This is a genomic window from Desulfobacula sp. (assembly GCF_030145145.1).
Classification (GTDB): domain Bacteria; phylum Desulfobacterota; class Desulfobacteria; order Desulfobacterales; family Desulfobacteraceae; genus Desulfobacula.
Window position 1 is genome coordinate 44,029 of record NZ_JAQYWD010000013.1, and the last position, 22,297, is coordinate 66,325.

Sequence of the window (22,297 nt, forward strand, 5' to 3'; positions counted from 1 at the left end):
TGGTCATGAAATAGTGATAAAAAGCACCATAAAAAAAGCCTGACCCCGTCCATTAAAGCTCAAGACCGAAAGTTGGGTTACATACTTTAACAACAATCAGCGTGATATCGTCCTGACGCTTTTCTCCTTTCCGGAACCGATTGCAGGCATCCATGACAGCGGTTAATATCTGCTGAGAGGTCAAATGGGCATTTTCCCGTATTATCCTGGACAAATTATCTTTTCCAAATCGTTCTCCATGAGAATTGTGGGCTTCCCAGATACCATCTGTATAAAGGAACACAATCTGTCCCTCCGACAACCCGGCAATTTCATTTTCCGTGTATTGCCAGGTATCATCCACCCCCAGGGCAATGCCAGGGCCTTTCAGCTCAATCACCGTCTTTTGTTTGTCGTCATATAACAATGCCGGATCCTGTCCTGCCCGTACCCATTTCAGGGATTTTTTGCCTGTGTCCATCTCAATGCAGAAAAGGGTCATAAAATTGCCGGAATCTTTTACATCCTGACACAACTGGCGGTTGACATCGGTTATCACCTGGGCCAGGCGTCCCGGCATGGCCGAGCGTTGGCGAAAAAAGGCCCTTGACGTCGCCATGAGAAGTGCAGAGGCAATGCCATGCCCGGAAACATCCCCCAAAACAATTCGAATTCGATTTTTCAAGGTATTTTCAGGCAAAAGGAAATCATAATAATCTCCACCGGTTTCATCACAATAAATGCTGGTACCGGCAATATCGAGCCCGGGAATGTCAGGATTTTTTTGGGGCAGCAGATTCTGTTGAATCTGCCTTGCCAGACCCAGGGACCGTTGCATTATTTCCCTTTCCTGGAGGCCCTGGGTCATTTCATTCACCACATCCCCGGCATAACCAATTTCATCATTGGACACGATTTGAACCTTTTTATCAAATTGTCCTCGCTGAACCGCTTGAAGTACCCTTGCCAAATCTTTCATCGGATCAACAATATTATGGCTGAGCAATCGGTTTAATTGGTTGGAAGAAATCAGGGTATAAACAAACAGCACCAAGGTAAAAACGATGACCCCGCGACCATAGGTGACGGCGGACACCGGATGTGTCTCAAGTTCCCATTGGAGCGTCAGCAATGTCACCAGCAGAATCATTATGGGAATCACGGCCCCTAACCGGTTGACCAGTTTGATTCGTCTGGCAATGGATATTTTTGCTGTCCCTTTCAGCTTATTTAGCTGCCCTTTGGGGAAAAAAAAGGGAATCAGCTGTCGGCGGGAAATGGCATCTATTCTCTGGGAAGCTATGGCGGAAGCAATCAAGCCGACCATACTGGCCCTGGCGGAAAGGATGATCACCGTCCGGTGATCTGACATCCCGGCAAAAGCGGCAAATAAGCCAACAAGACTCGGTATCAGAATCCACAGGGACACATTAACCGGAACAAAGAGAAAATGAAGATTTAAAAGTCTTCTTTGTGCTGCTTCAATCTGGTCACGCAGGGGCATCCCTTTTTTTTTAAACAGCACCAGGCAGTCAGAAATCGGTTTCAGCATGATGCCAATACCCGTTAGGACGAATAGGTATGAAAGACTCAGTACAAAAACCAGCCTGGGGAAAAATACAGTTACCCCTATTTCCCAAGTCAACGACTGATGTTGACCCAGAATTCGAGATCTAATAAAGTCCAGCGGCGTAAAAAAATTGAGCACCACAACCACTAAAATACCAATGGTCGTTGCCAGAACCCCGACAATATAATACGGCGCCAGGGTAATCTCAGATAGGGTTGGTTTGGGTGTACTTTTATCCGAAGCCATTTCCCTGGAGATCGTCCCATTATGTTTTCCATGCATTTGCAATTAACCTTTCAGACAAAAATTTGATCAAAAGCACCTCAGACAAATCAAGACTGATGATGGGGTAATTTATCCGGCCCCTCACCGTAATGGGGGGGGTGTTTTTTTCAGGCCCAGGGTTTCTCTGGTCAGCAGGTAGCACAAACCGATAACCGCAAGACAGATGCTGCAAAAGACAAAAGCACTTTTGAAGGCCGGAACCCCCAATGAGGTTCCGGGGTAGAGAAATTTCATCAGGAATCCCAGTCCCTGTAAAAAAACGGCAACACCGGCCATGGTAAAAAAATTGATGGCGGTCATGGCCAAACCGGCATTTTCATGGGGCACTTGTTCTTTGATATGGGCATACATGATCTGGCCGGAACTGCTGAACAGACCAAAACAAAAAAAGAGTACAGATAAAATTTCTTTTCCTGCCGCCTCCGGGAGAAACACCAGTATCCCCAGAATCATTACCATCCCCCAGATACCGGGAATAATGACCTTTTTTCGAGACCGAAAAACAGTGTCGGATACATATCCGCTCAAGGGACTGCCGATGATCAATCCGAGACTCATGAGCAGAAGAATATTGCCTGCTGTAACCGGTGAGAGTCCCGCTGCCTTCATCAAATAGGGCCCTGCCCATAAGGCCTGAACAGCAGCAAAAATGCCGTAACGGCAAAAGGTGGAAAAAGAAATGATCCAGAAATCTCGGTGTGCAAAAAGAATTCGGGCCCGTTCCAGTGTATCGCTGACTTTGGGACGGGAAGCGCCCTGATTTTCCGGAACAAGTCTGGTGTCGGGCCGATCGGTGACCAGTAGAAAAAACAGGACGGCAATGAGCAAGGTGACCCCACCCATGGTCATGAAGCTGTTTCTCCACCCAAGCGCTTGAACCATCAGCACCAGGGGGGTAGCAGCGGCTATATTACCGGCAGTACCGGCGGATACAATAATGGCAGAGAGTGTTGCGAACTGTTTTGCCGGGAACCAGATCGTGATCAATTTCAAGGTTCCCATGAAGTTGCAGGCCATGCCAACCCCCAGAAATACCCTGCCAATGGCCAGTGGAAAATAGGATTCACCCAGGGAAAAAAGAAATGCCCCTGCCACGGCCACCAGGGTAAGAACGGTCATGGTGATTCTGGGGCCAATGGTGTCAAGAAAAATTCCAACCGGAATCTGCATCAGGGCAAAGGCATAAAAAAAAGCCGCCGACACTGTGCTGAGTTCCCAGGCATCAAGATTCAAATCCTGTACAAGATTCGGTGCTATCACAGCCACAGATGATCGGTAAAACTGCGATAGAACAAACAGGGCGCCGGCAATGATCAATATCAGCCAGCGGCGGGAAAATTTCAGGAATATCGTCTGCACGGTTTACAACACTTTCATTTGATTTTTAAACATAATTTCAGCCGCCATAAAAAACAAGGCCACCGCGACATCGTTAAAGACAGAGACGCTGCATATTAGCGTCTGCCTGACATTCTAAACGGTTGCGCCCGCTTATTGAGATCCGTATAAAAATGATTTATCATACCCCATAGGATAGAAGATAGAAACTTGTTTTTTTTTAAAAAAACCGTCATCATCAAGAGCAGACTGTGTCAGCTGATCAATGTAAAAATGATCCGGCACCGGCATCACAAAGAAAACCGCAGAATGAATTTGGCAATCTGGAATTGATCTGGTATATCTGGGCAAGTTACCTTGAAACCTTGTAAACAAGTGGAGTAAGATATCGGATACATCAACAAACACATCCTGACTGCCGTTGTTGCGGCGGAAAACGGTGATATTTTTGAACTGGAAGGCTATGGCGCAGCCGGCATGTCCGGCAATACACGGGTGGTATTAAAAAAAGACAAAACCGTGCCCCTGCCCCATGGCAGTGAACTGATGATGCTACCCCAGAGAAAACCCATTGTCTATAATATTGTCAAAGACACGTTTGAGACAATGGAACAAAACCCGTTTAACCTGAAAGAGAAGCTCTTTCCAGTGGCCGTATTTAATTCGCCGGGATATGTCAACCGACATTTCTGTGCCTATGATGATGCAGGGATTAAAGATTTTCTGCCATTGTTCGCCTATGGGGCCGTGGGGTTTGGGAAAAACAATTTCCGGTCTGCCGCCCTGCTTGTGGACACTGAACCCCGCCAGGATTTGAGGCAAATGCCCCATGAGGGGATCGTCAGCGGCGTGAACCAGATGCAACAAAAATATCCGGATAACCGCCTGATCCGGCATCTTGAAACCTGTGCGTTACACTATGGCTGTCCTGCCGGGAAAAATTTTTTCCTTAAACGGTATGAAGCCCCCCTGCCCACATCAATGGTATGCAATGCCAATTGTCTGGGCTGTATCTCTCTTCAAACGGACAATAACCTGTGTGCCTGTCAGGATCGAATCCGGTTTACACCGACCCCTGAAGAGATCGCCCAGATTTCCCTGGAGCACATTTCCAATGTTAAAAACGCGGTGGTCAGTTTTGGCCAGGGATGTGAAGGAGAACCCTTAACGGCATTCAAGGTTATTGAGCCGGCCATACGACGTATCCGGGACAGGACAGACCAGGGCACCATCAACCTGAATACCAACGCCAGCCTGCCCCATCAGGTTGACGTCCTTTGCCGGGCCGGGCTGGATGCCATGCGGGTCAGCCTGAATTCGGTGCGAGAAACCTTTTATCAGGCGTATTTCCGGCCCAGGTCCTATCAATTTTCTGATGTTCTCAACAGCATTCAGGCGGCCAAAAACCAGGGAAAATTTGTTTCCATCAATTACCTTAACTGCCCGGGATTTACCGATTCCCACAAAGAAGTGGCCGCATTAAAGCACTTTATTGAGACCTTTAAAATCAACATGATCCAGTGGCGCAACCTGAACTTTGATCCCCAAAAATACTGTGCCATCATGTCAAAGGTTGAAGACAGCGGCTCGCCAATTGGTATGGGCGCTGTGATCCGGCAGTTGTCTGATGACTTTCCCGAATTGATCCACGGCTATTTTAACCCGTACCTGGGGTAGTTCAATAACGCCCATGCCCTGACGGACACAAAAAAAATGAAAGTTATGAGAGGTGAGTAATGAGTATTGAGGGAGGTATAACGTCTCACTACTCAAAACTCATAACGCACTACTTTCATATAAAGAGAACACCATGAAAAATAAAAAAATCATCCTCATTGATGAAACCCTGAGAGAAGGCATGCAGTACAGGGGAACCATGTTCTCAATAGCGCAGCGCTTAAAAATTCTTGACTTTCAGGAACAGCTAGGGGTTGATATCTGCCAGGCAGGGTATCCGCCGGCGCATGCCCGGGAAGCCGATGCAGTCAAAACCCTTGTCAGCCATGGCCGGAAAAACAGATATAAGATCCGCGTTGCCGCCATGGGAAGGGCCACGCGCCACGATACCGGCATCCTTATGGCCACCGGCGCAAACGACCTGCATTTACATGTGCACCTGAAAAACAATATGTCCCGGGAAACACTTGACAACGCCCTTGCAGACCTTTCAAACACCATTCAATCGGTCAGAAAACACCTTTCCCATGCGGTCCTGTCCATTGCCATGCTGGATATCGGCAGATCTGATGCCCCAACCCTGGACCGATGTGTCACATTTTTAAGTCACCAGGGTATCGATATGATCTCTTTACCCGACACCTCGGGGATGATGGCCCCCAACCAGGTATTTGACAAAATCCTTCGGCTGTCCGGCAAAACCAGAAAAACCCATATTTCGATTCATTGCCACAATGATCTGGGAATGGCATCTGCCAACGCTGTCATGGGGATTCTGGCCGGGGGAAGGGTGCTTGAAGCCTCAGCCCTGGGCATTGGAGAAAGAAACGGGATTGCCGACCTGTATACCACGGCAAAAACCCTTCAGAACCAGGGGTATACCATCAACATGGATACGGATAATCTCTCTACTTTCAAAGCCTATTATGCGTATGTGGATGCCATTGTTTATGAACAGCAGGGACACCACCTGTTAGACGTCAACACCCCTGTCTTTGGCGATGCCGTCAAAACCCATGTGGCCGGCACCCATGCCGGAGGGGACTATGGGCTGGCCACGGAAGAACACTTCTTTCTCAACATCTTATGCAGTAAGCTTCTGGTAAAAAAATATCTGGCCGCCCACGCCATGGCGTGTCCGGCCGACAGGCTGGATCTGTTGACCGAGGAAATCAAGTCAACCAGCTCTCAACTGAATCGCTGCCTGACCCGGACAGACATCCAGCGCCTTATTTCCCTGCTGCATTAAAAAGCCATTGCAATTCAATACGGGCAGCAATTCTCATTATAAAATGCAATAGTCGCCGGACAAGGGTCAGGCTTGCGTTATTGACACTTTTGCCGGTTTCTGCCTTAATGGTTCAGGCTTTGGTCAAAAGCACAATAACACAAGCCTGACCCGATTTGGTTATAATCATAGTGAGAATTGCGGCAATACGGGTTTGTGTTTGACTAATCCTGAGTTAATACATATACTAACGGGATTGAAAAAATTTTATACTAAGGAATATGGCTTGGATATTGATATTAAAGGAATTGTTATTATTTGTGGAAATTATGGCAGTGGCAAGACCGAAACAGCCATAAATCTAGCGGCAACCCGGAAAAGGGATGGCATTGACGTAAAAATCGCGGATCTTGATCTGGTCAATCCCTATTTCAGGACCCGGGAGGCAAAAATTTCCCTTGAAGCCATGGGGATTGAGGTGGTATTGCCGGACAAGCAATACATGCATGCCGATCTTCCCATCCTCACACCGGCGGTGGCCGGGATGATTCAACAGCCGTCTGAACTGACCATTCTGGATGCCGGCGGGGATGATGTGGGGGTAACCGTACTGGCGGCTCTGGAAGATCATCTGTCCAAAAAAAAGGTTCAGATGCTGCAGGTGATCAATCGGTTCAGACCGTTTACAGACGATGTCAAAGGGTGTGTCCGAATAAAAGAAGAGATCGAAGCCACTTCAAAAATAAAAATAACAGGGCTTGTAAGCAATGCCAATCTCATTGACGAGACAACCCCTGAACATATCTATAAAGGATATGACCTGTTAACCGCTGTATCCGAGGCAACAGGAATTAAAATTGAATTTATCACGGCTTGTTCACATTTAATACCGCAGCTTGAGTTGGATCGGTTTACCTGTCCGGTATTGGAAATCAACAGGCAACTGAATTTCCCCTGGAAACAGTTTAACCCATAAGGAGTAAGCTAAATGAAGTATCAACATATCATTGATTCTGAACGGTGCAAGGGATGTGGCCTGTGTGTCAATGTCTGCCCGAAAAATGTTCTTGAAATCACGGATAAGGTGAATGCAAAAGGACATTTTCCCGCCTATCAGGCCCGGCCGGATGATTGCATTCACTGCACCATGTGCTGTATCATGTGCCCTGATGTTGCCATCAGCATTGTTGAAATCGAACCAGAGACCATGGAATAATTAATTAAGGATAAAAATAATGGCAAAAGTGTTAATGAAAGGAAATGAAGCAATTGGCGAAGCCGCAATCCGGGCGGGTTGTAAAAATTATTTTGCATATCCCATCACACCCCAGTCGGAAGTGGCCGAATACCTGGCAAAACGATTGCCTGAAGTCGGGGGTGTCTTTTTACAGGGCGAAAGTGAAGTCGCCGTTGGGTACATGATTTTTGGTGCCGCCGGTGCCGGTGAAAGGGTAATGACCACCTCTTCCAGTCCCGGCATCAGTTTGATGAGTGAGGCCATCTCCTATATTGCAGGGGCCCAGGTCCCTGCTGTATTTGTCAATATTATGCGGGGCGGTCCGGGTCTGGGCGGAATCCTTCCGTCCCAGGGAGATTATTTCCAGGCCACCAAAGGGGGCGGGCATGGCGATTATCACCTGCTGGTGCTGGCACCGGACGGTGTCCAGGAAGCGGTTGAAATGACCATGAATGCCTTCACCCTGGCAGAAAAATACCGGGGTCCGGTGATGATAATGGGTGACGGGTTGATCGGGCAGATGATGGAACCGGTAGAGTTTCCGGATACCCTTAAAACGGAACCGTCCAATAAAGACGATTGGGCCACCAGTGGCATGGACCATCGAAAGAGTGACAAGCGGAATCTGGTCAAATCCCTTTTCCTTGACCCCACCGAGCTCAACAATAACAACCTTGCCCTGAAAGCCAAATATGATCAGATGAAACGAGAAGAAGTCCTGTATGAGGGGTACAATACCGATACAGACTACACGGTTCTTATCGTCAGTTACGGCACCATGAGCCGGGTCTGCAAAACCGCCATTGACATGATGAAAGAACAGGGAATTGAGGTCGGTCTCTTAAGGCCCAAAACCCTGTTTCCATTTCCGGAAAAACCCGTTTTTGACGCAGCGACCAAAGAGAGTTGTAAACATGTTATCAGTATTGAAATGAGCATGGGACAAATGGTCGAGGATGTGGAGCGCAGCGTTAAAGGACGGCGGGAAGTTGATTTCTATGGCGAATGCGGTGGTGATATTCCAACACCTGAAAAAATTATCCAGGTGATTAAAGCGCTGCTCTAATCGTTAAATTTAGGAGAAAGATATAATGGGAAAAGCATTTTCAAAGCCGGTAAGCTTAAGCGATACCATGACGCATTATTGTCCCGGCTGCACCCATGGCATTGTTCACAGGCTTGTGGCAGAAGCCATTGATGACTTGGGTATCCAGGGAAAAACAGTGGGGATTGCCCCGGTAGGGTGTGCCGTGCTGGCATATAATTATTTTAATTGTGACTTCCAGGAAGCCGCCCATGGACGGGCACCGGCCATGGCAACAGGAATTAAAAGAGTAAGACCGGATCTCATTGTTTTTACTTACCAGGGAGACGGCGACCTTGCCAGTATCGGCATGGGAGAGATCATTCATGCGGCCAACAGGGGGGAGAAATTCACCACTATTTTCATCAACAATGCCATCTATGGCATGACCGGCGGCCAGATGGCCCCCACCACCATGCCAGGTCAACGGGCCACCACTGCCCCCACAGGCCGGGATACAGAACTGACCGGGATGCCCATACGAATGGCCAACCTGTTGAAAGAACTGGTAACCCCCGGTTATGTAACCCGCCAGGCAGTACTAAACCCAAAGCAGATCAATCGAACGAAAAAAGCAATAAAAAAAGCATTTGAATACCAGGTCGAAGGAAAATGTTTCAGTTTTGTGGAAGTGATCAGCACCTGCCCGACCAACTGGGGTCTGACCCCGCTGGATGCGTTAACATGGGCCCAGGACACGCTTCTGCCCTATTATGAACTGGGGGACTACAAGATACCTGAATAGAGGTGATATGTATTTTACTTTTTTAATTGCTTTTTGGAGAAACCAATGCAAACAGAAATAAAATTTGCAGGATTTGGCGGCCAGGGAATTTTGCTCAGCGCAAAGCTTTTAGCATATGCTGCAATGAAACAGGGCTTTTTTGTGGCCTGGGTCCCCTCCTATGGACCTGAAATGAGAGGCGGGACAGCCTATTGCACCGTTGTAATCGGTGACAAGCGCATCGGTTCCCCCATCATTAAGAACCCCAGCCATCTGGTGGCAATGAACCGCCCGTCCCTGGAAAAATTTGCCAATGATGTAAAACCCGGGGGTGTTATTTTAATCAACAGTTCTCTCATCCCCACCCGGAGCGGAAGAGAAGATATCATAGAACTTATTGTTCCGGCCAATGACAGCGCCATTGCCGTTGGCAGTGTCAAAGCCGCTAATATCATCGCATTAAGTGCATTTGCCGCAAAAACAAAAATAGTGGATCTGGAACTGTTGAAAGACTGTGTTAAAGCGGAATTTGCCGCCAAGGCAAAAATTATTCCGTTGAACATGAAAGCCTTTGACGAAGGCGTGAATATCGCAAACAAGAGTTAAGGTGACGTTTAAACGTTAAAAGGGGGGCAGCATGATCCGAATAGAAATATCTCTTTTTCTTAAAAATGTACCGGGTGAACTGGCAAAATTAACCGAGCTTTTGGGCAGTGCAGATATTAACATTGATGCCATCACGATCCAGGATGCCTCGGCCTATGTTCAGAACCTTTTTGAGGCCCGGGGCAAATCTTTAAAACGCCATGCCTCCTCTGCCAGCTATAGTTCCATGAGAAGAGATTCTGCTGAATTTGCCCTGATCCGACTGGTTACCAATCAGCCGGAAAAATCCATGGCGCTGTTAAACGAAAATGATTACCTGTTTGATTCAAAGGAAGTGGTGACCATTGAAATTACCAATACCCCTGGTGAATTGACAAAAATCACTAAGAAATTTGGGGAAGAACAGATCAATATTAATTATGTTTACGGGTCTGTATCGGATTCAGATGGTAAATGCCTGTTTGTTTTCTGTCCTGAGGATGTAAAATCAGCAGCAGCGATTTTTCAAAACGGATACGAAGCGTGATGAACCATTACTAAAGCAGCCATTTTATATTTTCTTAAAATGGCTGCTTTTTGTCGTCTCTATTACAATCCCAGCAATTTCCGGAGGAAAAAGGATCTCTATCAAAGATTTCGCTTATCTTTCAGCATCTGGTTTGAAATAACGATTCTCTGGATCTCACTGGTGCCTTCATAAATGGTAAACACCCGGGCATCCCGATAGAATCGTTCAACGGCATACTCTTTGGTAAAGCCGTATCCACCGTGTATTTGAATTGCCCGGGCCGTGATGTCGTTCACCATCTCCGAGGCAAACAGCTTGGCAATGGAGGCTTCCCTGGTATGGGGGTCTCCCCGGTCTTTCATGGATGCGACGGAAAAAATCAATTGTTTGGCAGCTTCAATCTGGGTGGCCATGTCGGCAATCTGGAACCGGATGGCCTGATGTTTTGAAATGGGGGTGCCAAATTGTTTTCTTTGTTTTGCGTATTTTACGGCAGCATCAAATGCTGCCATGGCCACACCATAGGATTGAGCAGCAATTCCGATTCTGCCGCTGTCCAGACCCGACATGGCGATTTTAAACCCGTCCCCTTCGTTCCCCAGTCTATGGGATACAGGGACCCTGCAGTTTTCCAGAATTAAATCCGTTGTATCCGATGCCCGCAATCCCATTTTATCTTCCAGGCGGCCCACGATTAAGCCGGGCGTTCCCTTGGGGATAATAAAACAGCTGATCCCCTTATGCCCTTTGCCCTCATCCGTTTTCGCGGTGACCAGAACCACTTTCGAATGTTTACCCGAGGTAATGAACCGCTTGGTGCCGTTTAAAACATAATGATCCTTTTCCCTTACCGCCATTGTTTGCTGGCTCACCGGATCAGATCCGGCATCGGGTTCCGTCAGCCCGAAAGCCCCGATCATCTCGCCGGACGCCAGGGGAACCAGGAAGTCTTGTTTTTGTTCTTCTGTGCCGAATTTATAAAGACTTTCACACACAATTGAATTTTGAACGGACATGACAACAGAGGTGGATGCACAGGAATAGGCAATTTCAGACAAGGCAAGGACATAGGAAATTGTATCTGCAGACTCACCACCATATTGTTCAGGTATCATCATGCCCATTAATCCCAACTCACCCATCTGCCTGAAATTTTCTGCGGGAAATTCTTTTGTTTTGTCCCTTTCGGCTGCCGTTGCTGCGATGACTTTCCGGGAAAATTCCCTGACCATATTCTGAATCATCAATTGTTCATTGGTAAGCTTGAATAACATAATTTATCCCTCTTCCCCCCTTATTTCCTTGAACCGCTAGGGTGCATACACCACAACAATGAGCTCAGCATCGGTTTTTCCGGTATTTCGCAAGTCATGTTTAATACTAGAATTAAAATGGAGCGAGTCCCCTTTTTTCAAACGATTGACATGATCCCCCACCTGGATTTCCACCCGGCCTTTCAGCACATACACGAATTCCTCTCCCTCATGCTGAAATCCGACACCCCCATGACTTTTTTCTGCCTCAACCACGATCCTGAAGGGTTTAAGGTGTTTGTTTTCAGCACTGAAGGCCAGGGGGGTGTAGGCATAGTTATCCGTTCGCTTGGTGTAGGCCTGGGATCTTTCCTGAAGGGTGTCATCCTGCTCTTTTAACAAAAAGCTGGAATCAATATGAAGGGTTCTTGAAATTTGCAACAGGTTCCCGACTGAAGGCCGTTGATCACCTGTCTCAATTTTTTTGATAACGTCTTTTGACAACCCTGTTTCATTGGCCATGGTATCCAGGCTGATTTTTTTATCCAGCCGAGCCCGCCTTATTCGCTTTCCAATGGGTATGATGCCCTTCTTTTTAGCCATGTTATCTCCCATCATCTTATGCTGTGAACACCCCCATATTGATTGAGCGCTCGTTCATAATAGTATCATTAAAAAAACCGATCCTTCTTTTCCCGGTAAAAAGATTAATCGATGACGTCAATCCAGTTTTCAGTATCATCGGCTTTTCCATATTGGATATCGGTAAGTGCATGATAAAACTTCATGGCTGTTTCACCCGGTTTGCCATCCCCAATGGAAAAAACCTTATCTCCATAACGTATTTCCCCCACAGGAGAAATTACAGCAGCGGTTCCCGAACCAAACACCTCGGTCAAGTTTCCGTCCGCATGGGCCTTAAAGACTTCATCAATACTGATTTTTCTTTCAGACAGGGTCATGCCCCACTTTTTGGCCAGGCTGATGACCGAATAGCGGGTGATTCCCGGCAGGATACTCCCATTCAGGTTGGGCGTCACCAGTTCATCTCCGATAAGCAGGAAAATATTCATGGCACCCACCTCTTCAATATATTTTCTTTCAATGGCATCCAGCCATAGCACCTGGGCATATCCATTCTTCTTGGCTTCTTCCGATGCAAACAGGCTGGCTGCGTAGTTGGCCGCCGTCTTGAATTCCCCCACTCCCCCCCGGATGGCCCGGACATGATTCTTTTCCACCCAGATTTTAACGGGATTAAGCCCTTCGGCATAGTATGCCCCCACAGAAGACAGGATGATAAAAAATTTATAGGTATAAGAGGCGCGAACCCCTATAAACGGATCCGTTGCAATAATAGTAGGTCGGATATACAGGGAGGTACCAAGGGTTTCGGGAATCCATTTTTCTTCCAGCTTGATCAATTGTTTCATGGCATCCATGACAAAATCAACATCAATCTCCGGGATGCACATGCCTTTTGCACTCCGGTTCATTCTTTCAAAATTATCCCTGGGTCTGAACAGACAGATCTTTTTATCCGGGGTTTTATACGCTTTTAATCCCTCAAAAATGGCCTGGCCATAATGAAACACCATGGCAGACGGGGGAACGGAAAAGTCAGCATAGGGTTCTATTCGAGGGTCATGCCACCCGTTATCTTCAGAATATTCCATGACAAACATATGATCCGTGAACACCTGGCCGAATCCTAAATCAGAATCTTTTGGCCGTGTTCTGTTCGTCTGTACCGGGGTGACTTTAATTTCCATTATTTCCTCCATAAATTTCATTAAAATTAACATTGCTTTTTAAATTATATGAGCGCTAAACGAATGCTTTGTCAAGATAATTTCATCTCTTCTATTATCACAGGCTCATTTTTCAAGCCATTATATTAAATGATTTGCACACTTAAGACAAAGGAAAAAATGCCCACAACGATATTCTGTTTTTTCCTCCGCTGCTTAACCTCTCTTTGCAGCAATATCATTTCACTGGCATTTGCAATAAACCCAATAAACGTCCCGCCGCCAAGAACAATAATAAGGATTGCCCCAGTAAGATCCTGCATGAATATGTGATCCTTTTTTTGAAAGAATTGATAGATGGTATTTCATCAACATTTGTGGTATAGCCATTTTATATGAAAAAATATTAATACACATCATAACTTCATCGGACATGTCTGCCATGAAAACCATGAAAGCAATCGTAAAGGCAAAGCCGGAAAAAGGCTTATGGCTTCAGGATGTTCCAATTCCCGGTATTCGCCACAATGAAGTCTTAATCAAAATCATTAAAACCGCTATCTGCGGAACAGATGTCCATATTTATAACTGGGACAAATGGTCACAGCAAACCATTCCGGTTCCCATGCATATCGGCCATGAATTTGTGGGGACCATTGAACACATCGGTTCCCATGTGGTGGATTTTAAACCCGGAGACCTGGTGTCCGGTGAAGGTCATCTGGTGTGCGGGCATTGCCGGAACTGCCTGGCCGGACGGCGGCACTTGTGCAAGGACACAAAAGGGGTAGGGGTTAACAGAGCCGGTGCCTATGCCGAGTATCTGGCCATACCGGTAACAAATGTCTGGTATTGTAATACAACCATCCCCCTGGATGTGCTGGCCTGTTTTGACCCCCTGGGAAATGCCACCCACACGGCATTGTCCTTTGATGTTCTGGGTGAAGATGTCCTGATCACCGGTGCCGGCCCCATCGGATGCATGGCCGCAGCCATTGCCAGGCATGCCGGCGCCAGGTTTGTGGTGGTGACGGATGTCAACCCGTACCGGCTTGATCTGGCTAAAAAAGCCGGCGCCACCTTGGCCATTGATGTGACCCAACACAGCATTGAACAGGCCCAGAAAGATCTGGGCATGAAAGAGGGGTTTGATGTGGCCATGGAAATGTCCGGCAATCCAGCGGCCCTGACATCCATTCTGGATAACATGTGCCATGGCGGGAAAATAGCGCTTCTGGGCATCATGCCCGACGCTGCCAATATTGACTGGAACAAAGTGGTGTTTAACATGTTGACGATCAAGGGCATATATGGCAGGGAAATGTATGAAACCTGGTATAAAATGAGCAGCATGATTCAATCCGGGCTTGATATCACACCGTTAATCACCCATAAATTTCATTACACCCAATTTCAAAAAGGGTTTGATGTGATGCGATCCGGTCAATCGGGAAAAGTCGTCCTGGACTGGAATTAACTGACGTCTTCAGTTATTGTCACCTTTTTTCGGAGGTATACAGAATGAGCACCGTTAAACTTGATCATTCCCTGATGCAGGAATTAGACCTATTAAAGCAGGAAGGACGAGCCAAACCCCCTGAAAGAATTATTGACCACTATATTCCGCCCAAAGAGGAATATGGCCCTCGATATACATTGGTCGGAAATGATCATGAGTTTATCCGGCTGAACTCCAATTCTTATCTGTCCCTTTCCCATCACCCTGAATTGATGGCTGCCGCAGACAAGGCAACCCATGAATTTGGCGTTGGCCCGGGGGCTGTCCGGTTCATAGATGGCACCTTTACGTATCATGCCGGCCTGGAACGAAGAGTGGCCGCATTTGTAGGAAAGCCCTCCGCTAAAATCTTCAACTCTGCCTACACCGCAAACTGCGGGCTCGCCCTGAGTCTTTCCCACAAGAAAACCCATTGGATCGGGGATCAGTTGAACCATAACAGCATTATCCGGGCCATGAGAATCAGCAATATCCCCAGGGCGAACAAGGGTATTTTCAAACACAATGACATGACGGACCTGAAACGCTGCCTGGAGGAGGTCCGCCCGGACATGGAACGTGTCATCGTTATCTTTGACGGTATTTTCAGCATGCGGGGGGATTATGCCCCCATCGATAAAATCAATGCCCTCTGCCAGGACTACGATTCAAAATTCAAAGACGGGGTTATCACGGTTGTGGATGATTCCCATGGAATCGGTGCCTATGGGGATACCGGCCGGGGCACCTCTGATTTTTGTGGCGCTTCACCCGATATTATCATCGGGACCTTTGGAAAAGCCTTTGGTGTCAACGGGGGATTTATTGCCGGCAGCCCGACCCTTATCGAATCTGTCCGGCAAACGGCGGATACCTATATTTATACCAATCCGTTAAGTGTTGCAGACTGTGCCGCAGCCATAAAAGCCATTGATATCTGTGACAGTGACACGGGTCTCAGCCTGCTGAAAAACTTGAAAGAAAGGACCCTGCAATTCCGGCAGGGGCTTGAACGGCTTGGGAAAGAGTCCATCCCAGGCCCCCACCCCGTTGTACCGGTACTGGTGAGAGACACCCAGAAAACCCATGAACTTGTGGCCTATTTGTTCGATCAGGGGATTCTGGTGGTGGGATTGACGTTTCCCGTGGTGCCCCGGGGGGATGAAACCATCAGATGTCAAATAAATGCCTGTCATACGGCTGCCGATATAGCCTATGTTATTGACTGTTTAAACAATTTTGAATGACATCAAACATAACGGATTTCCCCATTTGCCTGAAAAAATTAAACAGGAGACTGAATGAACAATCAGAACATTCTTGAAAACAAAAAAGTGCTTGTGGTGGATGATGAAACAGATATTCTGGAAACCCTTGAAGAGTTGTTGTACATGTGTTCGGTGGATACCGCAGCGACCTTTGAAGAGGCCATTGTCCTTTTAAAAAACAATGCCTATGATGTTGCGGTATTAGACATCATGGGGGTTAAAGGCTATGATCTTTTGAAAATCACCAACAAACTTGATATCCCCAGCCTGATGCTGACAGCCCATGCCCTCACCCCGGATAACTTAAAGCAGTCCATTGATCAGGGGGCAGATGCCTATGTCCCCAAAGACAAACTCGTTGATATCTCGCTGTATATTGCCGACATATTGACGGCCAGAAAAGAAGGGAAAAAAGCCCATTTTAAATGGTTTTCCTTACTCAAACCCGTGTTTGATAAACTATTTGGTGAAGACTGGCGGAAAAAAGACAGGGACTTCTGGGATGAATTTGATGAACGCCAGATTTCCTCAAGGGAGGACATTCAAAAAATGGAATAGTCTACAAGGGAATTGTCACGATAAATTCAGCCCCTTTTCCATCATCGGAATTCAATTTAAGTACCCCTCCCATATCTTTTAACAATACCATTACCCCGGCAAGCCCGAGCCCATGGCTTCTAATGGCACTCTCAATGGAAGATCCCCGGGTAAAATAAGTTTCAAAAATTCTTTGGTGATCTGCCAGGGGGATACCCCTGCCATCATTGCTCACATTTAAAATCAGCTGTTTTTCCACAATACGACCGGAAATGTCCACAACAGAAGCGCGATGCTTAAAGGCATTGATCACAAGATTTCTCAAAATCTGTCTCACCTTGACCTCATCCAGGCGAACCTTGGCTTTCCAGACGCTAGGATCAAAAGACAATCGGGTGTTATTCGGTTGAATCGCCTGTTCGAGCTCCCCATAGTCTCGCGCTTTTCGAATCACCTCTGCCACATCGGGGTCGACAAAATCAAAAATTTCCATCAACACACCGGTGACAAGCGATGAAATGGGAAAATCAGAAAGGATCATGACCCCTTCCCGGGATCTTCCCAATTCCAGCACATCATTGACCAGTCGTTGGGTGGTCAGTGTGTTTCTGATAATTCGTTTGAGAACTTTAACCTGCTTCTCTGTCAAAGGGCCATAGGACTCCTGTCGATTTAACAGCGACTTTGCACCCGCATCAATGACGGATATGGGAACCTTTAGATCATGAATAAGAATCTCTGTTTTGATAGTGGTATCTGACATTTTTTTCTTTAACCCTTAAAATCCTTGCAATTTCAATCAATGATTTTATATATTGTAGCCGATTGTGACACATTCACTGCACTTTAACAAAGAACATTTATACGCTTTGAAATAATTTTGTTATACGGGTATCAAATAATCTTGTAAAGCCTTTTGGGATTTATTTATGAAAAACAATGAAGATGATATTCTTGCACTTGAAAACAAGATAAAAAAATTAGAAGCCCAGAATAAAGAGCTGAATAATATTATCTTTAAAGCCCCCATTCCCCTGTTTGTTGTCGATAAAACCCATACCATCACCCATTTTAATCAGGCCCTTGAAGCACTGTCAGGACTCTCCGCCCAGGACATGATCGGTACAAAAGACCAGTGGAAGGCGTTTTATTCGACCCAACGGCCGGTTATGGCAGACCTGATCATTGACCGGTCTTCCGATGCCCAGATTGTTGAGCATTATGGTCAAAAATACAAGCGATCCGCCAAAGACAAAGAAAGATTTGCCGCCACCGACTTTTTCCAGGACCTGACCGAACAGGGAAAATGGCTTTTCTTTACAGCATCCACCTATACGGATGCGCTGGGTCATATGGCCGGTGCGGTTGAAACCCTTCAAGATGTCACCGAGGAAAAGATTGCCGAAAGAGCGACCACTGAACTGTACCGTATCTATCGGGAGATTCTTGAATTTATTCCCTATCCCATTGTGGTATACGATGACAAAGGATTGGTCTCTTATGCAAATCCTTCTTTTTCAAAGACATTTGGCTGGTCCCTTGAAGAACTCAAAGGCAAACCCGTCCCGTTTGTACCCGAAGCACTTGAAGCGAAAACCCATGACATGCTCAATAAATTCAAGCGGGAAAAGTCCCTTACCCGTTATGAGACACAGCGACTGACACGGGAGGGTAAACTTCTGGACGTCATCCTCTGGGCGGCCTCCCAATCAAGGTTTGGAACCGGTTCAACGGAAACCTTTGTGATCTTAAGGGACATTACCGAAGAGAAACGGCTGGAAGCCAACAACAAAACCATCATGAGAATCAGTGCCGTCTTGCCGGAATATCCTGAGCTTGAAGATCTGATGAATTATATTTCAAAAGAGGTTAAAGAACTGTTAAACACGGAAGGGGCCGTGGTACTGCTATACGATGAAATCAAGGAAGAATTATTTTTCACGGGTGCAGCTTATGATAATTCAGATACCGAAAAAATAGCCAAAACCATCCGGTTTCCAGTGGATTCCCTCCTGGCCGGTGAAATTATTAAAACCGGTGAATATGCCCTGGTGAATGATGTTGAAACATCGCCCAAAAATTTCCCTGGCCGGGATGAAAAACTGGGATACAAAACAAAAAGTCTCCTGGAAGTGCCCATAAAAAGTGAGGACAGAATTATCGGCGTTCTGTGTGCCATTAACAAAAAACAGAACCGGTTTGATTATAATGATATGGAACTGATGACAATGATCGCGGGGACATGTGCCATCTCCATCGAAAATGCGCGATTTTCCGAAGCTGTCAGGGAGGCTTACCGAGACGTGGCCTCCATGAACCGGGCCAAAGGAAAAGCCATCGACCACCTCTCCCATGAGTTGAAGACACCGGTTGCCATCCTTACCGGTTCTCTACAGATCTTAAAGAAAAAACTTGAATCTGTAACCGGCATAAAGGTCGATACCACACTGAGCAGGATTGAAAGAAATCTGAACCGGATTGTTGATATCCAGAATGAAGTGGCCGATATCATGGAAGATAAAACCTATTCGGCCCAAACGCTTTTATTGAAAATGTTTGAGGTCTGCCAGGACGAACTTGAAACCCTCATCCAGGAAAACCTGGCAGCAGACCATCTTGAAACCGCCATTACGCAATTGATCGATGAAAAATTCGGTCCCAGGGCCATTCGTTATAGTCCCATTGACGTTTCTGACTATTTCAGGCAACTCTACACGTCCCTTGAGCCTGAATTTGAGTTCAGATCAATTCACATTAAAATGTCTATGGAACCGCATTTGCCGACACTGGTGCTGCCCGGGGAAATTCTGGGTAAAATGATGGGCGGGCTGGTGAAAAACGCCATTGAAAATACCCCGGACAACGGCGAAATTCATATTTCCATTGAAACAAAAGAGTCTGGAGTTCTATTTTGTATCCATGACTTTGGCGTCGGCATTGAAGCGGATGCACAAAAAAGAATCTTTGAAGGATTTTTTACCACCCAGGAGACCCTGCTGTATTCCACCAAAACACCTTTTGCCTTTAATGCCGGGGGAAAAGGGGCGGATCTGCTGCGGATGAAGATTTTTTCAGACCGTCTGGGGTATACACTGGAAATGGAATCCCAGCGATGCCGCTTCCTTTTGGAGAACCAGGACGCAACCTGCCCCGGGGATATTAACCAGTGCCGATTTTGCCATACCCAGGCAGATTGTCTGGATTCAGGATACTCAATTTTTACGATATTCTTCCCTTTGGGGAAAAAATATGAAAAAGTCTTTGACAAACCTGACCAAATTAACTAATTACTAGAGACAGATTAAGACTGAGCGCTCGTTTGGTTTGTCAAAGCTTAATAGAAATTGAGTTCCGGTGATGATTGTAAAAAAAGTGAATTGAATTTTTTATGTTTTATTCTTTTTTTGAGGAGTGATGCTTCATGAACAGTCTTCACAGCCTGACCTTTTTCGATATCTATGAAAAAAATGCTCTCTACCATGGCCCATCCTGTGCTATTCACTGGGAAGGCACGGATATCACCTATTCCGATCTTTTTTTGCAGACAGCCAAACTTGCCGCGGGAATTAAAGCCCTGAACCTGGCTCCTGGCAGCAGGATCGCTGTTCTGTGTAAAAACCATCCTGCCTTCTTTCATTTGTTCGGTGCGGCATCTGCACTCAACCTTGCACTGGTTCTCATCAACAGGCGGTTAAGCCAGGATGAACTATCCTATATTATAGCCGATACCACACCGTCTGTCCTTTTTTACGACAAAGAAATGGCGAACCAGGCCAAAACACTGGCCACATCATTTGCCTGTCTCGAACAGTGTTATGGGGTTGATGACCCAACAGACCCCCGGTTTCTGAATTTATATGCCGGCACACCGATTTCCGATCCAGTCCCCTGCCGTCCTGCAGACCCGTTTGTGATTATCCATACGGCAGCCGTACACGGTAAGCCAAGAGGCGCTGTTCTCGGACAGGAAAATATCATTTTAGCCAACCAGCAAATCATCCATGCATACGGCCTTGATGACACCAAAACCTATTTAAACATTTTGCCATTATTTCACATTATGGGAATTAATCTGGGATTGGGGATGCTTCAGGCCGGTGGTAAAAATATCATACAGGACAAATTTATCCCCGCCACAACCCTGGCCCTTATCCACGAACAAAACGTCACCCTTTTTGGTTCCTTTCCCCCCATATTAACCAACCTTATCGATGCCATGAAAGACGGTGACTTTGACCTGTCAAGCCTTGAAATTGCTGCCGGGCTTGAACTGCCGGATACCGCAAAAGAATGGGAAGCCATTACCCATTCCAAGTTCTGGACCATGTACGGGCAGACCGAAACATCCGGCCTGATCACCTTTACCGAATACTTTACGAAACCGGGTTCAGCAGGGGTTATCTCTCCCCTTGCCAATATAAAAATTGCAGATGACCGCGACACGATTTTAGCCGTTGGGGAAACCGGGGAAATCCTTGTCAGAGGGCCCCTTGTTTTCCAGGGATATTGGCATGCTGATGACCTGAATGCCCACACCTTCAGGGGGGGGTGGCACCATACCGGAGACCTCGGCCAGGTAGATGCGGACGGATTCTTGTTTTTTAAAGGTCGAAAAGCAGAACGAGACCTGATCAAACCGGGCGGAGAAAATGTATTTCCTGCTGAAGTGGAACGAACGATTCTTGAACATGATGCCGTCAAAGAGGTTTGTGTCTTTGGTGTTCCGGATCCCAAGTTTGGGGAAGGCATTAAAGCCGTGTGTTCTCTAAATCCCGGCTGCCAGCTGACAAAGGAAGAACTGATCCGGTTCTGCGGATCCCATATTGCCGGGTATAAAAAACCAAGATATGTTGACTTCATCACCGAGCTGCCCAAGGCAGACGATGGCACAATTGACCGTAATAAAATCAAAGCGGACCATACCTGAAACCGTTTCACTTGTTTTGGGATGCTAAGGTTTCTTTACGCTGACTTATGAATTTGGATTTTATATGGCACATTTAAACATTTCAGATGTTACACTCTCTTTTGGTGGACTAAAAGCACTTTCAAATGTCGACATGACTATTGAACCGGGTCTGATCACTTCCATTATCGGACCCAACGGTGCAGGCAAAACCAGTATGCTCAATTGCGTCTCAGGATTTTATCACCCGACCCAGGGAGATATTTTTTACAAGGAAAAAAAACTGACCCATGCGTCTCCGCACCAGATATCCAACATGGGGATTGCAAGGGCATTTCAAAACCTTGAGCTTTTTTCCGGTCTTTCTGTTCTGGACAATCTGCTGTTGGCCCGGCACCAGAATTTGAAGTACAGCTTTCTGCAAGCGGTACTTTTCTATGGGAAAGCCTCCCGGGTTGAATCTGAAAACCGATCTTTTGTGGAAGGCATCATTGATTTTATGGAACTGGAAGCCCATAGGAAAAGCCTTGTGGGTAACTTAAGTTACGGTGTTCAGAAAAAAGTCGAGGTGGCCCGGGCATTAACCTTAGCCCCTGATATCCTGCTGCTGGACGAACCCATGGCCGGAATGAACCAGGAAGAAAAAGAGGATATTGTCCGGTTTATCATGGATATTCAAAAAGAGCGCAACATAACGGTGGTATTGGTGGAGCATGATCTTGGCGTTGTCATGGACATTTCAGACCGGATCTATGTTCTTGATTTTGGTGAGGTGATTGGATCAGGGTCTCCGGAAGAGGTTTCCCAAAACCCAAAAGTCATCGAAGCCTATATAGGGGAGGAGTAAA

The 22,297-nt window shown here is 46.6% G+C and carries 21 protein-coding genes; 14 read left to right on the forward strand and 7 right to left on the reverse strand.

Translation table 11 applies throughout. The features are described 5' to 3' along the window. Positions 1 to 52: 52 nt before the first annotated feature. Positions 53 to 1,831 carry a SpoIIE family protein phosphatase gene (locus Q1Q15_RS09075; RefSeq protein ID WP_300458713.1) on the reverse strand — a complete coding sequence of 593 codons (1,779 nt, stop codon included), beginning with the start codon at positions 1,829 to 1,831 and terminating at the stop codon, positions 53 to 55. A gap of 84 nt (positions 1,832 to 1,915) precedes the next feature. Next, complete coding sequence (locus tag Q1Q15_RS09080) at positions 1,916 to 3,193, reverse strand: MFS transporter (RefSeq protein ID WP_300458714.1); 1,278 nt, start codon at positions 3,191 to 3,193, stop codon at positions 1,916 to 1,918. A 456-nt stretch (positions 3,194 to 3,649) separates the two neighbouring features. Here Q1Q15_RS09080 and Q1Q15_RS09085 point away from each other — a divergent pair, with 456 nt between their 5' ends. The 8 genes from Q1Q15_RS09085 (at position 3,650) to Q1Q15_RS09120 (ending at position 10,254) form a co-directional block, all read left to right on the forward strand. Beyond that, on the forward strand, positions 3,650 to 4,849 hold the full coding sequence (locus tag Q1Q15_RS09085) for a radical SAM protein (RefSeq protein ID WP_300458716.1): 1,200 nt from the start codon (positions 3,650 to 3,652) through the stop codon (positions 4,847 to 4,849). 133 nt (positions 4,850 to 4,982) lie between these two features. Further along, the gene (locus tag Q1Q15_RS09090) at positions 4,983 to 6,098 is read left to right on the forward strand and encodes a hypothetical protein (RefSeq protein ID WP_300458719.1); all 1,116 of its coding nucleotides are present in this window, start codon (positions 4,983 to 4,985) and stop codon (positions 6,096 to 6,098) included. Positions 6,099 to 6,363: 265 nt separating this feature from the next. After that, a complete protein-coding gene (locus tag Q1Q15_RS09095; RefSeq protein ID WP_300458722.1) occupies positions 6,364 to 7,053 on the forward strand; it encodes a cobalamin biosynthesis protein CbiA in 690 nt (229 codons plus the stop codon). 12 nt (positions 7,054 to 7,065) lie between these two features. Continuing rightward, the gene (locus tag Q1Q15_RS09100) at positions 7,066 to 7,293 is read left to right on the forward strand and encodes a 4Fe-4S dicluster domain-containing protein (RefSeq protein ID WP_300458724.1); all 228 of its coding nucleotides are present in this window, start codon (positions 7,066 to 7,068) and stop codon (positions 7,291 to 7,293) included. A 19-nt stretch (positions 7,294 to 7,312) separates the two neighbouring features. Continuing rightward, entirely contained in the window at positions 7,313 to 8,380 is a 1,068-nt protein-coding gene (gene vorB / locus Q1Q15_RS09105; protein ID WP_300458727.1) for a 3-methyl-2-oxobutanoate dehydrogenase subunit VorB, read from the forward strand. Between the two features lie 25 nt (positions 8,381 to 8,405). Continuing rightward, positions 8,406 to 9,143: a thiamine pyrophosphate-dependent enzyme gene (locus Q1Q15_RS09110; RefSeq protein WP_300458730.1), complete on the forward strand. Its 738-nt coding sequence runs from the start codon at positions 8,406 to 8,408 to the stop codon at positions 9,141 to 9,143. Between the two features lie 45 nt (positions 9,144 to 9,188). Beyond that, complete coding sequence (locus Q1Q15_RS09115; protein WP_300458734.1) at positions 9,189 to 9,728, forward strand: 2-oxoacid:acceptor oxidoreductase family protein; 540 nt, start codon at positions 9,189 to 9,191, stop codon at positions 9,726 to 9,728. Positions 9,729 to 9,759: 31 nt separating this feature from the next. Further along, entirely contained in the window at positions 9,760 to 10,254 is a 495-nt protein-coding gene (locus tag Q1Q15_RS09120; RefSeq protein WP_300458737.1) for an amino acid-binding protein, read from the forward strand. A 101-nt stretch (positions 10,255 to 10,355) separates the two neighbouring features. Here the strand turns inward: Q1Q15_RS09120 and Q1Q15_RS09125 are convergent, their stop codons facing one another. The 4 genes from Q1Q15_RS09125 to Q1Q15_RS09140 form a co-directional block, all read right to left on the reverse strand. Further along, entirely contained in the window at positions 10,356 to 11,510 is a 1,155-nt protein-coding gene (locus Q1Q15_RS09125) for an acyl-CoA dehydrogenase family protein (protein ID WP_300458739.1), read from the reverse strand. 36 nt (positions 11,511 to 11,546) lie between these two features. After that, the gene (locus tag Q1Q15_RS09130; RefSeq protein WP_300458741.1) at positions 11,547 to 12,092 is read right to left on the reverse strand and encodes an XRE family transcriptional regulator; all 546 of its coding nucleotides are present in this window, start codon (positions 12,090 to 12,092) and stop codon (positions 11,547 to 11,549) included. Positions 12,093 to 12,196: 104 nt separating this feature from the next. Further along, positions 12,197 to 13,261 carry a branched-chain amino acid aminotransferase gene (locus Q1Q15_RS09135; RefSeq protein WP_300458744.1) on the reverse strand — a complete coding sequence of 355 codons (1,065 nt, stop codon included), beginning with the start codon at positions 13,259 to 13,261 and terminating at the stop codon, positions 12,197 to 12,199. Positions 13,262 to 13,386: 125 nt separating this feature from the next. Next, positions 13,387 to 13,563: a hypothetical protein gene (locus Q1Q15_RS09140; RefSeq protein WP_300458747.1), complete on the reverse strand. Its 177-nt coding sequence runs from the start codon at positions 13,561 to 13,563 to the stop codon at positions 13,387 to 13,389. 128 nt (positions 13,564 to 13,691) lie between these two features. Between Q1Q15_RS09140 and tdh the strand changes: the two genes are divergently transcribed. From tdh to Q1Q15_RS09155, 3 genes are read left to right on the forward strand one after another with little or no spacing between them, the layout of a single operon-like run. Next, the gene (gene tdh / locus Q1Q15_RS09145) at positions 13,692 to 14,717 is read left to right on the forward strand and encodes an L-threonine 3-dehydrogenase (protein ID WP_363320916.1); all 1,026 of its coding nucleotides are present in this window, start codon (positions 13,692 to 13,694) and stop codon (positions 14,715 to 14,717) included. 44 nt (positions 14,718 to 14,761) lie between these two features. Further along, positions 14,762 to 15,985, forward strand: a complete 1,224-nt coding sequence (locus tag Q1Q15_RS09150) for an aminotransferase class I/II-fold pyridoxal phosphate-dependent enzyme (RefSeq protein ID WP_300458750.1) — start codon at positions 14,762 to 14,764, stop codon at positions 15,983 to 15,985. Between the two features lie 54 nt (positions 15,986 to 16,039). Continuing rightward, positions 16,040 to 16,564 carry a response regulator gene (locus Q1Q15_RS09155; protein WP_300458752.1) on the forward strand — a complete coding sequence of 175 codons (525 nt, stop codon included), beginning with the start codon at positions 16,040 to 16,042 and terminating at the stop codon, positions 16,562 to 16,564. Between the two features lies 1 nt (position 16,565). Here Q1Q15_RS09155 and Q1Q15_RS09160 read toward each other — a convergent pair whose 3' ends face one another. Beyond that, the gene (locus tag Q1Q15_RS09160; protein WP_300458754.1) at positions 16,566 to 17,306 is read right to left on the reverse strand and encodes a HAMP domain-containing sensor histidine kinase; all 741 of its coding nucleotides are present in this window, start codon (positions 17,304 to 17,306) and stop codon (positions 16,566 to 16,568) included. Between the two features lie 166 nt (positions 17,307 to 17,472). On the opposite strand from Q1Q15_RS09160, the gene Q1Q15_RS09165 reads away from it, so the two are divergent. The 3 genes from Q1Q15_RS09165 (at position 17,473) to Q1Q15_RS09175 (ending at position 22,296) form a co-directional block, all read left to right on the forward strand. After that, positions 17,473 to 19,830 (forward strand): PAS domain S-box protein, encoded by a 2,358-nt coding sequence (locus Q1Q15_RS09165; protein ID WP_300458755.1) that lies wholly within the window; start codon positions 17,473 to 17,475, stop codon positions 19,828 to 19,830. 134 nt (positions 19,831 to 19,964) lie between these two features. Then, positions 19,965 to 21,470, forward strand: coding sequence for an AMP-binding protein (locus tag Q1Q15_RS09170; protein ID WP_300458758.1), 1,506 nt, complete (start codon positions 19,965 to 19,967; stop codon positions 21,468 to 21,470). Positions 21,471 to 21,534: 64 nt separating this feature from the next. After that, positions 21,535 to 22,296 carry an ABC transporter ATP-binding protein gene (locus tag Q1Q15_RS09175; protein WP_300458760.1) on the forward strand — a complete coding sequence of 254 codons (762 nt, stop codon included), beginning with the start codon at positions 21,535 to 21,537 and terminating at the stop codon, positions 22,294 to 22,296. Position 22,297: the final 1 nt, after the last annotated feature.

Bases quoted from the DNA above. Each gene is read 5' to 3' on its own strand.
- Q1Q15_RS09075 (WP_300458713.1), bottom strand. From the start codon at position 1,831: ATGCATGGAAAACATAATGGGACGATCTCCAGGGAAATGGCTTCGGAT.
- Q1Q15_RS09085 (WP_300458716.1), top strand. From the start codon at position 3,650: ATGTCCGGCAATACACGGGTGGTATTAAAAAAAGACAAAACCGTGCCC.
- Q1Q15_RS09090 (WP_300458719.1), top strand. From the start codon at position 4,983: ATGAAAAATAAAAAAATCATCCTCATTGATGAAACCCTGAGAGAAGGC.
- Q1Q15_RS09100 (WP_300458724.1), top strand. From the start codon at position 7,066: ATGAAGTATCAACATATCATTGATTCTGAACGGTGCAAGGGATGTGGC.
- vorB (WP_300458727.1), top strand. From the start codon at position 7,313: ATGGCAAAAGTGTTAATGAAAGGAAATGAAGCAATTGGCGAAGCCGCA.
- Q1Q15_RS09110 (WP_300458730.1), top strand. From the start codon at position 8,406: ATGGGAAAAGCATTTTCAAAGCCGGTAAGCTTAAGCGATACCATGACG.
- Q1Q15_RS09115 (WP_300458734.1), top strand. From the start codon at position 9,189: ATGCAAACAGAAATAAAATTTGCAGGATTTGGCGGCCAGGGAATTTTG.
- Q1Q15_RS09120 (WP_300458737.1), top strand. From the start codon at position 9,760: ATGATCCGAATAGAAATATCTCTTTTTCTTAAAAATGTACCGGGTGAA.
- Q1Q15_RS09125 (WP_300458739.1), bottom strand. From the start codon at position 11,510: ATGTTATTCAAGCTTACCAATGAACAATTGATGATTCAGAATATGGTC.
- Q1Q15_RS09130 (WP_300458741.1), bottom strand. From the start codon at position 12,092: ATGGCTAAAAAGAAGGGCATCATACCCATTGGAAAGCGAATAAGGCGG.
- Q1Q15_RS09135 (WP_300458744.1), bottom strand. From the start codon at position 13,261: ATGGAAATTAAAGTCACCCCGGTACAGACGAACAGAACACGGCCAAAA.
- Q1Q15_RS09140 (WP_300458747.1), bottom strand. From the start codon at position 13,563: ATGCAGGATCTTACTGGGGCAATCCTTATTATTGTTCTTGGCGGCGGG.
- tdh (WP_363320916.1), top strand. From the start codon at position 13,692: ATGAAAGCAATCGTAAAGGCAAAGCCGGAAAAAGGCTTATGGCTTCAG.
- Q1Q15_RS09150 (WP_300458750.1), top strand. From the start codon at position 14,762: ATGAGCACCGTTAAACTTGATCATTCCCTGATGCAGGAATTAGACCTA.
- Q1Q15_RS09155 (WP_300458752.1), top strand. From the start codon at position 16,040: ATGAACAATCAGAACATTCTTGAAAACAAAAAAGTGCTTGTGGTGGAT.
- Q1Q15_RS09160 (WP_300458754.1), bottom strand. From the start codon at position 17,306: ATGTCAGATACCACTATCAAAACAGAGATTCTTATTCATGATCTAAAG.
- Q1Q15_RS09165 (WP_300458755.1), top strand. From the start codon at position 17,473: ATGAAAAACAATGAAGATGATATTCTTGCACTTGAAAACAAGATAAAA.
- Q1Q15_RS09170 (WP_300458758.1), top strand. From the start codon at position 19,965: ATGAACAGTCTTCACAGCCTGACCTTTTTCGATATCTATGAAAAAAAT.
- Q1Q15_RS09175 (WP_300458760.1), top strand. From the start codon at position 21,535: ATGGCACATTTAAACATTTCAGATGTTACACTCTCTTTTGGTGGACTA.